The sequence below is a fragment of the Sorangiineae bacterium MSr12523 genome (assembly GCA_037157775.1).
Taxonomy (GTDB): domain Bacteria; phylum Myxococcota_A; class Polyangia; order Polyangiales; family Polyangiaceae; genus Pendulispora; species Pendulispora brunnea.
Window position 1 is genome coordinate 7192910 of the sequence record CP089982.1, and the last position, 12580, is coordinate 7205489.

General features: G+C 63.1%; 14 protein-coding genes. 6 read left to right on the forward strand and 8 right to left on the reverse strand.

All coding sequences use genetic code 11. The features are described 5' to 3' along the window. Positions 1 to 83: 83 nt before the first annotated feature. From LZC95_27985 to LZC95_28010, 6 genes are all read right to left on the reverse strand, one after another. Positions 84 to 815, reverse strand: coding sequence for a hypothetical protein (locus LZC95_27985; GenBank protein WXA90290.1), 732 nt, complete (start codon positions 813 to 815; stop codon positions 84 to 86). A gap of 467 nt (positions 816 to 1282) precedes the next feature. Next, the gene (locus LZC95_27990; protein ID WXA90291.1) at positions 1283 to 1837 is read right to left on the reverse strand and encodes a dihydrofolate reductase family protein; all 555 of its coding nucleotides are present in this window, start codon (positions 1835 to 1837) and stop codon (positions 1283 to 1285) included. Between the two features lie 522 nt (positions 1838 to 2359). Next, positions 2360 to 2809 (reverse strand): transposase, encoded by a 450-nt coding sequence (locus LZC95_27995; GenBank protein ID WXA90292.1) that lies wholly within the window; start codon positions 2807 to 2809, stop codon positions 2360 to 2362. A gap of 1219 nt (positions 2810 to 4028) precedes the next feature. Continuing rightward, positions 4029 to 4331: a YciI family protein gene (locus tag LZC95_28000; protein ID WXA90293.1), complete on the reverse strand. Its 303-nt coding sequence runs from the start codon at positions 4329 to 4331 to the stop codon at positions 4029 to 4031. Between the two features lie 13 nt (positions 4332 to 4344). After that, positions 4345 to 5418: a branched-chain amino acid aminotransferase gene (locus tag LZC95_28005; protein ID WXA90294.1), complete on the reverse strand. Its 1074-nt coding sequence runs from the start codon at positions 5416 to 5418 to the stop codon at positions 4345 to 4347. Continuing rightward, a complete protein-coding gene (locus tag LZC95_28010; protein WXA90295.1) occupies positions 5415 to 5720 on the reverse strand; it encodes a DUF1330 domain-containing protein in 306 nt (101 codons plus the stop codon). The genes LZC95_28005 and LZC95_28010 overlap by 4 nt, the downstream gene beginning before the upstream one ends. Positions 5721 to 5798: 78 nt before the next feature. Here LZC95_28010 and LZC95_28015 point away from each other — a divergent pair, with 78 nt between their 5' ends. From LZC95_28015 to LZC95_28035, 5 genes are all read left to right on the forward strand, one after another. Further along, entirely contained in the window at positions 5799 to 6734 is a 936-nt protein-coding gene (locus LZC95_28015) for a LysR family transcriptional regulator (protein WXA90296.1), read from the forward strand. A gap of 64 nt (positions 6735 to 6798) precedes the next feature. After that, the gene (locus LZC95_28020; protein WXA90297.1) at positions 6799 to 8676 is read left to right on the forward strand and encodes a glycoside hydrolase family 9 protein; all 1878 of its coding nucleotides are present in this window, start codon (positions 6799 to 6801) and stop codon (positions 8674 to 8676) included. A gap of 78 nt (positions 8677 to 8754) precedes the next feature. Then, the gene (locus tag LZC95_28025; protein ID WXA90298.1) at positions 8755 to 8922 is read left to right on the forward strand and encodes a ribbon-helix-helix protein, CopG family; all 168 of its coding nucleotides are present in this window, start codon (positions 8755 to 8757) and stop codon (positions 8920 to 8922) included. Then, positions 8912 to 9280 carry a hypothetical protein gene (locus tag LZC95_28030; GenBank protein ID WXA90299.1) on the forward strand — a complete coding sequence of 123 codons (369 nt, stop codon included), beginning with the start codon at positions 8912 to 8914 and terminating at the stop codon, positions 9278 to 9280. The genes LZC95_28025 and LZC95_28030 overlap by 11 nt, the downstream gene beginning before the upstream one ends. Beyond that, complete coding sequence (locus tag LZC95_28035) at positions 9273 to 10118, forward strand: class I SAM-dependent methyltransferase (GenBank protein ID WXA90300.1); 846 nt, start codon at positions 9273 to 9275, stop codon at positions 10116 to 10118. The genes LZC95_28030 and LZC95_28035 overlap by 8 nt, the downstream gene beginning before the upstream one ends. Before the next feature lie 5 nt (positions 10119 to 10123). On the opposite strand, the gene LZC95_28040 is transcribed toward LZC95_28035, so the two are convergent. Then, positions 10124 to 10465 (reverse strand): hypothetical protein, encoded by a 342-nt coding sequence (locus LZC95_28040; GenBank protein ID WXA90301.1) that lies wholly within the window; start codon positions 10463 to 10465, stop codon positions 10124 to 10126. A gap of 366 nt (positions 10466 to 10831) precedes the next feature. Between LZC95_28040 and LZC95_28045 the strand changes: the two genes are divergently transcribed. After that, positions 10832 to 11320 (forward strand): ATP phosphoribosyltransferase regulatory subunit, encoded by a 489-nt coding sequence (locus LZC95_28045; protein ID WXB00233.1) that lies wholly within the window; start codon positions 10832 to 10834, stop codon positions 11318 to 11320. Here LZC95_28045 and LZC95_28050 read toward each other — a convergent pair. Next, positions 11315 to 12580, reverse strand: coding sequence for a glycosyltransferase (locus LZC95_28050; protein ID WXA90302.1), 1266 nt, complete (start codon positions 12578 to 12580; stop codon positions 11315 to 11317). The genes LZC95_28045 and LZC95_28050 overlap by 6 nt on opposite strands.

Genomic DNA, 12580 nt, shown 5'->3' on the forward strand with positions numbered 1-12580 from the left:
AGTTTCTACATGCTCGCCCCCGCGCCCCGAGACCAGATTGCAAATGCAGTACTTGTGCCCTGAAATCACGAATGCCGGACGTACTACGGACCGTTCCCGAGGCAGCGAAAGCGATCCTCGTCATGGTCACAACAGCCAGCGGCAACGTTGCGCCGACAAGGATTCGTCTTGGGAAATCTCACGTGCACGCCGCACGGAAGCTCCATGGCGTACATCTCTTCCTTCCCCGGGCCCGCGCTCGCTCGCGGAAGGGCGACGTAGAACCAGTCCGCGACGACCACGAAGCGGGCGGGCCAGGGTCCATCGTCCATGCCGCAATCCATCGTGTAGCCGCTCGGGGCGGGATAAGGCCTCACGGCGCAGACATTCTCCGCCGTCTCCCATTCGAAGGATTGCGAAACGCCGGGAATCGCAGCACGAAGCCGCCACGTGTGCGACGCAACGCGGGACACGCCTAGTCGCATGTCCACGCTCCTCGACGGCTCGTCTCCTCGACAACGGGACGCGTGCGCCCGGGCCCACGCGTCCCTCATGGGCGCCAAATCGTGGTCTTCGAGGGACGTGGTCCCGAAACGAACCACCGCTCCAGGCGGTATTGGGAATCGCACCGGCGCAGCACCGTTGAGCGATTCGACGATGGCGGCCGCCTCCCTCGTGGCGACCATCGTATCGATCTCGCCGCGCGGGGAGATGCACGCCACCTCCAGGTGCTCGCCATCGGCCGCGCCTCGACAGAGATCTCGGAGGCCAACAGGTGCTTTGCCAAAGTGGGGCAGCGTAATCTCGAGCTTCAGGACCTCGCCAGCCGGATACATCGATTCGGACGCCCCCGACATTCGGACTGAACGCGATAATTTGAGGCTGCCGCCATTCGCAAAGTCATACTGAAATGCGGCGACATCCACGGTAACCGTGGCGGGTGGCGCTGTCGGCGATGCATCGTATTCCACAACGGGCGCGGGCCGCGGCAGCCATGGCACCAGAGCGGGCTTGCCGACAATCTGGTCCTCGCGATGCTCGAAGCACGAGACCTTGTTCCATGATGAGGATCACGAGAGGTCGAAGCGGTTCGGTGGAAAGCCCGCGAGTGCACGCACCATAAGCATCTTGAAAAGGGCCAATAAGGATCGTGAACGTCGTCATCACCGATCGACGAACATCGTCGCCGCGAACGAGTTCCGCGACCTCACGATCGATGCCGGCTGACCGAATCCGTCCCGACGCAACGATGTGGGCGCTGCCGCACGGGCAGCCGCGGTGAAGCGCTCGGGGCCTTCCAGGCTCATCCCGCTTTGCGACGGAAGTGGAGCGCCTGCACGCCGGACTTGAACCGCTGCGTCGATAGGAGCTCGAGATGCCGCGCACTCGACAGGCCATGAAACAACGTCGGCCCGCGGCCACTGATGATGGGATGAACGACGATGCGGTACTCGTCGATGAGCCCCAACTCCTCGAGCGCACCCGCGAGCTTGGGCGCTCCGACGAGGACACCCCGCTCGGTCTTCGCTTTCAGCGCCGAAATCGCCTCGCGAAGGTCACCCTCCACCTTGATCGTGTTCTGCCACGGAAAGTCGCTCCGCGAGCCCGACACGACGTACTTCGCCTTCGCCTCGAGCTTCTGTGCCCACTCGCGCATCGCGCGCGGCGCCTTTTCGTCGCGTGCCACCGCGGGCCAGGCTCCCTCCATCAGCTCGTAGGTGTTGCGCCCGAAGAGCATCGCCCCGCTCTGATCCATGAGCTGCGTCCAATAGTCGTGCAGCTCGTCGTCCGCGATCGCCTGGGTATGATCGATGCACCCGTCCAAAGTCACATTGAGACCGAAGGTGAGGAGGCCCATGACGTGGGATTCTACGAAGAGCGCGCCCACCGGGCAATGCCCATCCCCCGTGGGTATCGGCGCGCAGAAACTCGACACACCCATCACCCGGATCTGCTGCAGAAACCAGCCCCCATCACGGGCGATTCGTCGAACGAATACGTAACTTCTCTCTCCCCAGTCTCGGCCCGAAACACCCGGAGAGATCGATCGGACGACCGCCGCGACGGCCGCGAAGAATCGAAGCCCCGGCCACCTCGCGACGACCGGGCTCCTGTTCAACTGGCGGTCGCCTGGTTGAAAGGCGCTCCTCGTCCCGAATGCCGGGGTAGTCTGCCCCTTCCCGGCCGCTCCCGTAAGCATGTCGTCTGCAAGGGGCTTACGGCATGACACCGTAAAATGGCAATCATCGTCCTCTCCTTCGTTACCGACGGCGTTGGAACGTCCGATGCTCTTCGCCTGGAGGGATCACTCGCAACGCGCGCGAAATGCACATAAGTTCCTCACTTTCACGAAGGTGGCGTGCGTTGCGATTCTGCTCCGTCAACCCATGGTTCGCGGAGCCGGGCTTTCGTCGACACCGAGCAAGCGGTGGCGACGCCAACCATCTCGAGCGAGCCACGTTCGCGCAGGTTGCACAGGTGGCGAGAGTCCAGCGTTGCCATCGAGATCGCGCAGTGCGTACTCGAAAAAGACGTCTTTTCGCCATCCGTCGAACCAGCCGGCGGACGAACGCGGATCGAGCCAGGCGGGGGATGCTTGGTGCTTTCGATGATTCATGAGCACGTAGAGAAGCGCGTTGCGAACCTCTCGGGGACGTGTGAGTGCATGCGCGTGATAACGCTCTTTCCAGACGGGTCCCCGACGCATGAGGCCACGATTGATGGCACGCGCCAGCCGAATCGCGAGTCCGCGCATTCCGCGTGACAAGCTGACCTTGTCCTGGGCTTCCACGATGAGATGAACATGGTCATCCTGAACCGAGAAATGCACGATGCGAAATTCCGCGTGAGATGCCACCCTGATGCTTCGCACCACCAAAGCGAATACGGCCGCCGCTCGCAACCCGCGCACATTCTCTCGGGCTCGCAGTGTCGCATGAACTGGGTGCGCCGCTTTGTGAACGGGGCGCGCGCGATGAGGCACCCCGGATCTGGGATTGCGCTTCCTCCCCGCCCCCTGCCGCCGCCCACCCCATGAGCGGCAAGGCGGCAGCTCGAGCTGTACTGGCTTGATGGCTCGCCTCATCTTGAATAAGGCTATATCTTATTCATCGAACAATCAAGCCAAATACCCTCCAGATCGTCTGGAGAGATGGTGACATATTTCGTTCGCAGGGAGACGCTTCGCGCTCACCAACTTGTCATCCGGTGACACGGCAACACGACTAAAGCGAGAGCGTGTAGCCTTGCCCCAGGGCGAGATGTTTGCCGTGGAGCAGAGGAAACCATTCGTCACCTCGTATATGGACAAGGAAAAGAGTCTCGAGGAACTCCGTCGAACGCCATATGCCGGAAGACCGGATACAAGTGATTCACCCGATTCTACGCCATTGCGAGCTCGAAGACCGTCCGCGTCAACCGCACTCGAGGCCCTCCTGCCGTAGCGCAATGTCGCATGAACCGGGTGCGCCGCTTTGTGAACGGGGCGCGCGCGATGAGGCACCCCGGACCTGGGATTGCGCTTCCTCCCCGCCCCCTGCCGCCGCCCACCCATGAGCGGCAAGGCGGTAGCTCGAGCTGTACTGGCTTGATGGCCCGCCTCATCTTGAATAAGGCTATATCTCATTCATCGAACAATCAAGCCAAATACCCACCAGATCGTCTGGAGAGATGGTGACATATTTCGTTCGCAGCGAGTCATAGCGCGCTCACAAACTTGTCATCCGGTGGCAACGGCAACACCGGCCCCTTCTCCGCCTCCCGGCATGGTGGTTAGAACTTTGCATTGTCGACAAGGGCATCGAGCCGGGGCAAACCGCAGCAAACCGATCATCACGAATCGCAGCGTCTCACGCTCTACTTGATACGGCATTAGCGCCAAGCATTCGATGCACGCTCAGCAGCGCGCCAAAGCTTGCCCGAACCGTCCTTTGAAAGCCCTGGCAATTCGCCGCCCGCGCGTACTGTAAGAGGGCGACAGGTTCAGTCCGCGAGCGCGGTGGCGCCGCCCGCCCCACCAGCACCACCCGTCATTCATCGTCCTCGACCCCTCACGGGCGAATGGGCTGGGCCGCGCTGGTGCCGGCGACGGTGGTCCATTCGCGCACGCGCCAGGAGGTGACGCATCCGCTCACCACATAAGGGTCCTCGCGGGCGAAGCGGCGGACGACTTCGGCGTTTTCAGCTTGGAAGAGGAGGACGGCGCCGTCGATGGGGTCGGCGAGGGCGCCGCCGAGGAGGAGCTCACCGCGGTCGTGGGCGGCCCATGCTTTCTCGAGGTGGGCGGCGCGGTATTGCGCGCGCCGCTCGGTGTAGTCTGCTCCGACTTCGTAAAAGAGAAGGAAATGACGCATGCTCGTTGCTCCTTTATTCGAGGCGTACGACCCATTCATGAGGATCGCGCGCTTTTCCCGTCATGATGGCCACCAGCGACTCTTTCACCTTGGGTGCGATGCGGCGCTGTTCCACGGGGGGCAAGATGAAATCGCGGTCGCGCCAGCGGATTCGTCGGATATGGGACACCGTGGCGGCCGTGCCGGTGCCGAAGCATTCCTCCAGTGCCCCGCGATCGAACGCGCGCGCGACTTCTTCGATGGATAAGGCCACCTCGTGGACCGTCACGCCTTGGTCGCGGAGAAGCGTTATCACGCTATCGCGCGTGACCCCCGGCAAAATGGTGCCACCGAGTGGCGGCGTGAATACCTGCCCGTCGATGACGAAGAATACGTTCATGACGCCGCACTCCTCGACTTGCGTGCGCGTGAGGCCGTCGAGCCATAGTGCCGATTGGCAACCGGCGGCAGCGGCCTCTCGCTCGGCGAGCAGCGCAGCGGCGTAATTGCCGGCAGGCTTGATATCCCCCGTACCGCCGGGAAAAGCGCGCACGTATCGTTCGGTGGCGTATACGTCGATGGATGCACTGTAATAGTTGGCAAATGGGAACGTGAACATCACGAATCGACACGCCTCCGCGGGCTTCACGCGGATGGATGCATCGATGGAAAACAGGCAAGGCCGAATGTAGAGCGCCCCACGGTCGCCCGGCGGAACCCATGCGGCATCGATGTCCAGCAAGGCGCGCAGCCACGCGAGGAAACGCTCGGGCGGCAACGGTGGCAATGCGAGCCGCTCGGCGGAGCGCACCAAGCGCTGCGCGTTCAGCTCGGGCCTGAAAAGAAGCACCTCGCCCGACGGCGAGCGATGCGCCTTCATCCCCTCGAAAACCGATAAGCCGTATTGCAGTGCACTTATTCCAGGTACCAGGGGCATGGGCCCGTGCGGCACGATGCGCGCCTCGCCCCACGCGCCTCGTGCGAAGTCCGCGACGAGCATGTGATCGCTCATCTCGGAGCCAAACACGGATGCGCCTAGGTCGAAGCTGGGAAGGCGGCTCGCCGAAATGCGTTCGACGCGAACGTCGACAGCCCCGAACGCACTCATCGCTGCACCTCCGCGAGACCATCTAGCAGCACCATATTTCCGTCGGTCGATGACTGACGAAGCGCGCGCAAGGGCCGGTAATCCGCGGAATCCCACCAACGCCGCCCCTCCAACATGGATGAAAACTCGACCAGCACCAAGCGCCCCGGACTCCACGTCCCCTCGAGCACGTCCACTCTGCCGCCACGTGCCAAATAGCGCCCGCCGGCGCGTTCCAGCCCCGGTGTCACCCTTTCACGGTACTGCGCATAGGCGTCCGGATCGCGGACGCGCGTCACATCGACAATGAGGTATGCAGCCATCGAGTGCCCTCCGATGCGCTCAACATAGGCATCTCGGACTATGTGTCCAATGCATAATATTCATGTATACTATGCGTAATGGATTTAGAGGACGTGCATACCTTCGTGAATCTCGCGACGACATGTTCCTTCAGCCGCACCGCGGACGAGTTGCATCTGACGCAACCCGCGGTGACGCGGCGTCTGCAGCGGCTCGAGACCGCCGTGGGTGCAGCCCTCGTGGATCGCACACGCAGACCGCTGCGCCTCACGCCAGCGGGCCGGTTGGCGCTCGAAGCGTGTCGCCATCTGCTGAATGCGCGCGAGGAGCTGCTCACCTCCGTATCGGGCAGCGCCGGTCAGCCGCTCAGCGAGATCCGTCTGGGTGTGGCACATGCCCTCACCGAGCACGCCCTTCTCTCTCCCGTAGACCAATTGCGGCGTGCGCGTCCCGATGTCCGATTGGTCCTCACGACGGGATGGAGCCATGACCTTTTGGGTCAGCTCAAATCGGGCCGCCTCGACGCCGCCCTGGTTCTACTCGACCGGCGCGAGAAGCTGGGGCTCGGCCTCCAAGGGCAAGTCTTGGCGAACGAACGACTCGTGGCCATTGCCGCGCGATCGCTGGACAATCCTCCGCATAAAATGGCCGACTTCGGCAACTCGGACTGGATCCTCAATCCCGAAGGTTGTGCAGCGCGAGCGGCGCTCGAGCAGGCCTTTCATCGTGCGGGCGCAGCCATGCGCGTCATCGTCGAGACCTATACCTACGAATTGCAGATGGCGCTGGTTGCCCAAGCCCGCGGACTTGGATTGGTCCCCGCACGACTGCTCGCACGGAGTAGCTCGCGACGCAGGCTGCAACCGCTGGCACTCGACTTCCCTGGACAGGATCTGCATGTGTGGCTCGCCGCGCGTTCGCTGCCCTCGTCCTTGGAGAGCGCCGTGGCCGCACTCGCGGCCGCCGTCGTGCGCTCTCTTGGAGATCCCGACACACGCACACGCCGGCGGCCGCCCCACCGCACGGTTCGATGAACGCGCGTTCCGGAAACAACGCCTACAATTGATTTCGTAAAGGTTCTTTCCTAACAATGACGCCATGAAATCCGATGAACGCGTTGCACGGCGTAGTTTCCTGGTGGGCTCGGCGGGTATCGCGGGCGCGGTGGCTTTGCCCGCGGCGGCTTCGGCCCAGGAAGAGGGCATCTCACGCGATGTGTACGAGGTCCTCGTCAACCAGGTTGGTTACGAAGCGGCAGGCCCGAAGCGGGCCATCGTCGCCGCATGGGATCCGCGGCGAGTGCCTCTATTTTTCTCGGTTCTCGATCGCACGGGGCGCACGATCCATCGCGGCCGAACGGTGCCGGCCGGCGCGGTCGACGATTGGCAGCGCGACCGATTTCCGGAGGGGCCTGATCACTATTGGACAGCGGACTTCACCGCAGTGACCGCGCCGGGGGAATACACCCTGGAGGTGACCGGCCCCGGGGCCTCGGGCCGATCGTGGCCATTTCGCATCGAGCAGAATGCGCTCGAGCGCTACACGCTCTCACAAGTCATCCACTATTTCCGAGACTCCCGCTCGGACGGACAGTACGACAAAGCCGACCGGCACCTCGCCATTCCCGGAACCTCGCGGTTCTGGGACGCACATGGCGGCTGGTACGACGCAGCGGCCGATTGGGGGAAACACTTCACGCAGCTTTCGCAGCTGTCCTATTTCAACACGTTGTCGATTCCGCTCACCGCGTGGGTGTTGTTCGCGGCACACGGGAACCTCGCCCGCCGCAACGACTCGAACTTTGCGGCCGCACTCTCGTGGTTGCTCGACGAAGGCTTCTACGGGGCCGATTTCCTCGCGCGCATGCACGAACCCGGGCTGTCGTTCTACGGCTCGATCCATCAGCCCGAGGCCGACGATCTGAGCATCGACCCCACGCAGCGGACGATGGACGCGAACCAGATGAATTTCCGCGAGGGCGCCGGCCTCGCCATCGCGGCACTCGCCAGGGCCAGCACCTACGGCATCTCCGGCGAATACCACCCCGCGGATTACCTCGCCGTAGCCATCGATGCCTTTGCCTATTTGCAAGCCAACAACGTTGCGCTCACCAATGATGGCAAAGAGAATATCCAAGACGACTACAATGCCCTTTTGGCCGCGACCGAATTGGCCAAAGCCACCGGGGATACGCAATACCTGCGGGCCGCGGATGCGCGCGCAACCAGTCTACTCGACCGACTCGCGTCGTGGCGGAATTATCGAGATTATTGGCGCGCCGATTCCGCGGATCGCCCCTTCTTTCACCCGTCGGACGCGGGCTTGCCCGTGGTGAGCCTCCTCACGTATTTCAATATTGCCCCAGCCGACATGCGCACGCGCATCGGCGCGGTGGTGCGGCGTTCCCTGGAGTTCGAACTCGCCATCACCGGCGAGGTGACGAATCCGTTTGGCTATGCGCGACAGCTCATTCAAGGGCGAGCGGGCAATCGCTACAGCGGTTTCTTCATGCCGCACGATATCTCGCGCCCCGGAGACTTCAATTGGTGGCAAGGCGAAAACGCGCGCATCGCCTCGCTCGCCGCGGCAGCACGGCACGCCGCACGCATGTTTTCCGACGGCACCATCGATACGGATGCCGCCTTCGCACGCAAACTCGCCGACTATGCGCAGAACCAGATCGATTGGATCCTCGGGCGCAATCCGTTCAACGTCTGCATGATGGAGGGCCCCGGCCGGGCCGTGGCGCTCTATTTGGAATATGCAGACGCGGTGGGATCGTGGCGCTGGCTGCGTTCGGCCGGTGGCATCGTCAACGGCGTGACCGGCAAGGGTGACGACGGACGCGGACTCCATTGGGATCCAGGATTGGCCAGCACGGGCCCGAACACGGATTGGCGCTGGCTGGAGCAGTGGCTGCCGCACTCGACCTGGTACCTCTATGCCATTACGGTCGGCGCCCTTCCCGTCGGCTGATCGCATCGCCTGAGCACGGCAGCCGACGAGCCCCGCGCCCCTTGACGTTAGCATGCTAGCATCCTAGTTTCCTTGCAGATGGCCGACGACGTGAAGCAATTCAACGTGTACTTGCCCACCGAGCTCATTCGGGAGGTCAAGCACCATGCCGTTGAAACGGAGCAATCGCTGTCGGCCATCGTCGCGGCCGCGCTGCGTGCCTACTTGGACGATCCGCGCCGCAAACGGAGGAAACATGGAGACTGAGGGCATCGAAGGTTTGCTCATCGAGACGCACAACTGGGGCAAAACGGTCGCGTTCTGGAAGGCACTGGGCTACGAGCTCGAGTTCGAGACGGATCACCACTCGGGGCAGCTTCGCCACCCGCGGGGCGGGCCATACATCTTCATCGCCGAGCGGCCCGAGGACCAGGTGCTGCAAGTGCAGCTCGCGGTGGGCGTGCGCGATGCCGCGAAGTTCTCGCCGCCGAGCTCCGGGGTCGTGGTCAGCCCCTTCGAGCCACAGCATTGGCCGGTGCTGCAAATGGTGGTCGCCGATCCCGACGGCCGGCACATCAGCGTGCACGCGCCCCTGCCCGCGACGGAGGGAAAATCCCATGGCTAACGTTCCCGATCACACGGCGGTGCGCGTCGCATTGTGGCGAGCGATGCACGTTCAATTGGATGCGGCACCGCACGTTCTCGAGGACGAGGTGGGCCTGCGCTTGGCGGCGCCGCCCGAGGACTGGCGCCAGCGCCCGGACATGGACGCGAACTTCACGCGCAGCTTTCGAGCCTCCATCGTGGCCCGGGCGCGCTTCATCGAAGACCTGGTGGGCGAACAATCCGGACTCGGAATTTCACAATACGTCATCCTCGGCGCCGGACTGGACACCTTCGCGCAGCGCAGACCGGAACTGGCTTCGCGCCTGCGCGTCTTCGAGGTGGACCAGCCGGACACCCAGGCCTGGAAGCGACAGCGCCTCGTCGATCTCGGCTTCGGTATTCCGGAATGGCTACGGCTCGTGCCCGTGGACTTCGAGGCGGGTGGCTCCTGGTGGGATGCGCTCGCGCAGGCCGGCTTCGATGCGCGCCAGCCGGCGGTGGTGGTCTCCACGGGCGTGAGCATGTACCTCACGAAGGAGGCAATCGCCGCCACGCTGCGCCAAGTAGCCGCGTTGGCACCGCGTTCCACCTTGGCCATGACGTACATGCTGCCGGTCGATCGCGTCGATCCCGAAGAGCGCCCCAGTCGCCTCGCGTCCGAGAATGGCGCACGCGCCTCGGGAACGCCGTTCATTAGCTTCTTCGCGCCGGAGGAAATCGTGGCCCTCGCGCGCGAAACGGGTTTTCGAGAGGCCCACCACGTGTCGGCGGCAAATTACATTCAGCGCTATTTCGCCAATAGAGCGGACGGTCTCCGCCCGGCGAGCTCCGAAGAGCTGCTGATTGCCACGACGTAGCGCACTCAGTCCTTGAACGCCGTAGGGCCAGTCGGACATGCGGCAACGGGCTCGTTGCGGGTCGGGTCCGAGCGGAGCGACCAGCACTCGTCGAGCACGGAGCAGTAACAGATGACCATGGTCAGGCGATGGACCTGGCTCGCAAGGGACTTGGCCAAGGATTCATCGAGAACATGAAGGGTCTCGACGCGCGCTCCGGCCGCAGCCGAGTAGCACGATACGACGAGGGCCAGCGCTGCAATGAAGCTCGCAAGAAGGGCCGCCGTCACCTCGAGACGGAGCCTACGCGTCTTTGCAGGCGCTTCGGTCGCGGTTTCCTTCTCGGGAATCGAGTCGGCGTCGGGCATGGCAATGGCGGCAGCATAACATTAGCTTGCCTCCGCATTGGAAGATGCTAGGTATCCAAGCAATGCGCCGTTTTGGGATGCATCACCATCTTTGACGCTTTTTCAAGTTTGGGGCTCCGCCGCCCCAAAGCCCAAAAGATGGATTGTGCCCGGAGCGCGCTCGACGAAGCCTCGAAATAGGCGTTCCGGGTTTTGGACCATGAATATCCGAACCATGGAGAACGAACATGTTACGAGGGACCCGATTCATCGAAGGCCGTGAAGCCGCGCAATTCTCGAGTGTGACGGAGGGTATGCGGAGGTTGCTTCATCGACGCCGGCTATGAAGAAATCATCGTACCCGCGCTCTGGAGCCAGCAAACCTTCATCGACAAAGGCGGCGCGGAAATCGTCGAGCAAATGTATGCATTCGGCGACAAAAAGGGCCGTCCAATTTGCCTCGTCCCCGAGATCACCGGCATGGTGCAAGAGATGTGGCGGCGCGACTGGTGCAAACGCACCCGCGGCGCGAGACGTCTCTTTTACGTAGCCCGCTGTTACCGTTACGAGCGCCCGCAACGCGGACGCTACCGGGAGTTCACCCAGATTGGCATCGAGCTATTGAACGGCATCGCGCCAGGCGATCGGCGTGAAGTCGAAGAACTCCTCTGCCGTGTGCTGGACGCGACCAATGTCAATTACACACTCGAGCGCGAGGTAAAACGAGGCCTCGGCTATTACGTGGAAGGCGGCTTCGAAGCACGATGCCCCGAACTCGGCGCGCAACAGCAAATCGCTGGCGGCGGACGCTATGCCGAAGGCATCGGTTGGGCCATCGGTTTGGAGCGCCTTCTCCTGGCGCTGGAGGCCTCATGAACCTCCGCCGAATTCCTTGTCCAATTGCTTCGCGGCGATTGTCGCCCCATTCGGGATGATTCGACTGGCCAAGGCGCGGGCGCGCGCTTTCATTTCGGCGCCCGAACATTTGCGCAATGCCGAGACCATGGCATTCACGGTCAGGTGCTCACGGCGGGGGCCGTACACGCCCACGCCCAGCGTCTGCACCCGGCGCGCGAAGTAAAACTGGTCATACATGTGCGGTGCGATGATCTGCGGCTGGCCTGCCCTCGCGGCGGCGGTCGTCGTTCCCGCACCGCCATGGTGCACCACCCCAGCGACACGCGCGAACAATCGCTCGTGATTGACGTCGCCGATGGATATGCAATCGTCGCCGGCATCGGCCGTGCGGAGATTTCCCCATCCTCGCGAGAAAATCGATCGCAGTCCCAGGGCTCGCGCGGCCTCGAGCAGCAGGCGGCCGGTTCGTTGCGATCCACGCATGCTGCCAAAACCGAAATAGACCGGCGGCTCGCCGCCCGCGAGAAAGCGCTCGAGATCGTCCGGCAAGGGACTCTCGTCGGGCAGAAACCACGCACCGGTCTGCACGATGTGGAGGGCAGCGCCGGACGAATCCGGGGCGAGCGCGGGATCGGCACAGAGCCACGGTCGCTCGGTGAAGATATGACGTTTGACGCTGTCGACAGGGGCCAGCCCGAGTTTGGCGCGCTCCTCGTTGAGTGTGGCGAGGAATGCTCGGTTGAAACTGCGCTCTTCTTCCTTCCATAGGAGACGAAAGCGGCGCCGCTCCCTCGAGGGACTTCGTCGAGTTCGGCCGACCGCCGGCAACCATTGCGGATGGGGCAGCCCCATCTTCAGCGGTGGATAATCCGGAGAGGGAAACGTGACCGGACAATAGGCCGCAAAGACATACGGAATCCCGAGCGCCTCGGCCACGGAGCGAGCCGCAATCTGCAGCGCCCCCGCGCCGACGACGAGATCGCACCCGCGGACTGCCTCGCCCAATACCTGAAACTGGTGACGGACCGTGGCGATGCCAAGCTGGCGTCTCTGTTCCGGAGTGGGCACGAAAGGCTTCGCAGGATCACTCCTAGGAAAGTCCTTTTCGAGATCGGGCCCTATTGGAACGCACCGCAGTCCAAGAGACTCCACCCAATGCTTGTAATTCGGAGGCACGCACAAACTCGCGTGATGCCCCAGAGCGCGCAGTTCGAGTGCCAACGCGAGAACGGGTTGTACTTCACCACGGGTGCCTATGCTGGAGATGAGGACGTTCAT

Excerpts from the sequence above, each read along its gene's own strand:
- LZC95_28020 (WXA90297.1), top strand. The coding sequence starts at position 6,799 with ATGAAATCCGATGAACGCGTTGCACGGCGTAGTTTCCTGGTGGGCTCG.
- LZC95_28015 (WXA90296.1), top strand. The coding sequence starts at position 5,799 with ATGGATTTAGAGGACGTGCATACCTTCGTGAATCTCGCGACGACATGT.
- LZC95_28025 (WXA90298.1), top strand. The coding sequence starts at position 8,755 with ATGGCCGACGACGTGAAGCAATTCAACGTGTACTTGCCCACCGAGCTC.
- LZC95_28030 (WXA90299.1), top strand. The coding sequence starts at position 8,912 with ATGGAGACTGAGGGCATCGAAGGTTTGCTCATCGAGACGCACAACTGG.
- LZC95_28035 (WXA90300.1), top strand. The coding sequence starts at position 9,273 with ATGGCTAACGTTCCCGATCACACGGCGGTGCGCGTCGCATTGTGGCGA.
- LZC95_27985 (WXA90290.1), bottom strand. The coding sequence starts at position 815 with ATGTATCCGGCTGGCGAGGTCCTGAAGCTCGAGATTACGCTGCCCCAC.
- LZC95_28010 (WXA90295.1), bottom strand. The coding sequence starts at position 5,720 with ATGGCTGCATACCTCATTGTCGATGTGACGCGCGTCCGCGATCCGGAC.
- LZC95_28000 (WXA90293.1), bottom strand. The coding sequence starts at position 4,331 with ATGCGTCATTTCCTTCTCTTTTACGAAGTCGGAGCAGACTACACCGAG.
- LZC95_27990 (WXA90291.1), bottom strand. The coding sequence starts at position 1,837 with ATGGGCCTCCTCACCTTCGGTCTCAATGTGACTTTGGACGGGTGCATC.
- LZC95_28005 (WXA90294.1), bottom strand. The coding sequence starts at position 5,418 with ATGAGTGCGTTCGGGGCTGTCGACGTTCGCGTCGAACGCATTTCGGCG.
- LZC95_28050 (WXA90302.1), bottom strand. The coding sequence starts at position 12,580 with ATGAACGTCCTCATCTCCAGCATAGGCACCCGTGGTGAAGTACAACCC.
- LZC95_28040 (WXA90301.1), bottom strand. The coding sequence starts at position 10,465 with ATGCCCGACGCCGACTCGATTCCCGAGAAGGAAACCGCGACCGAAGCG.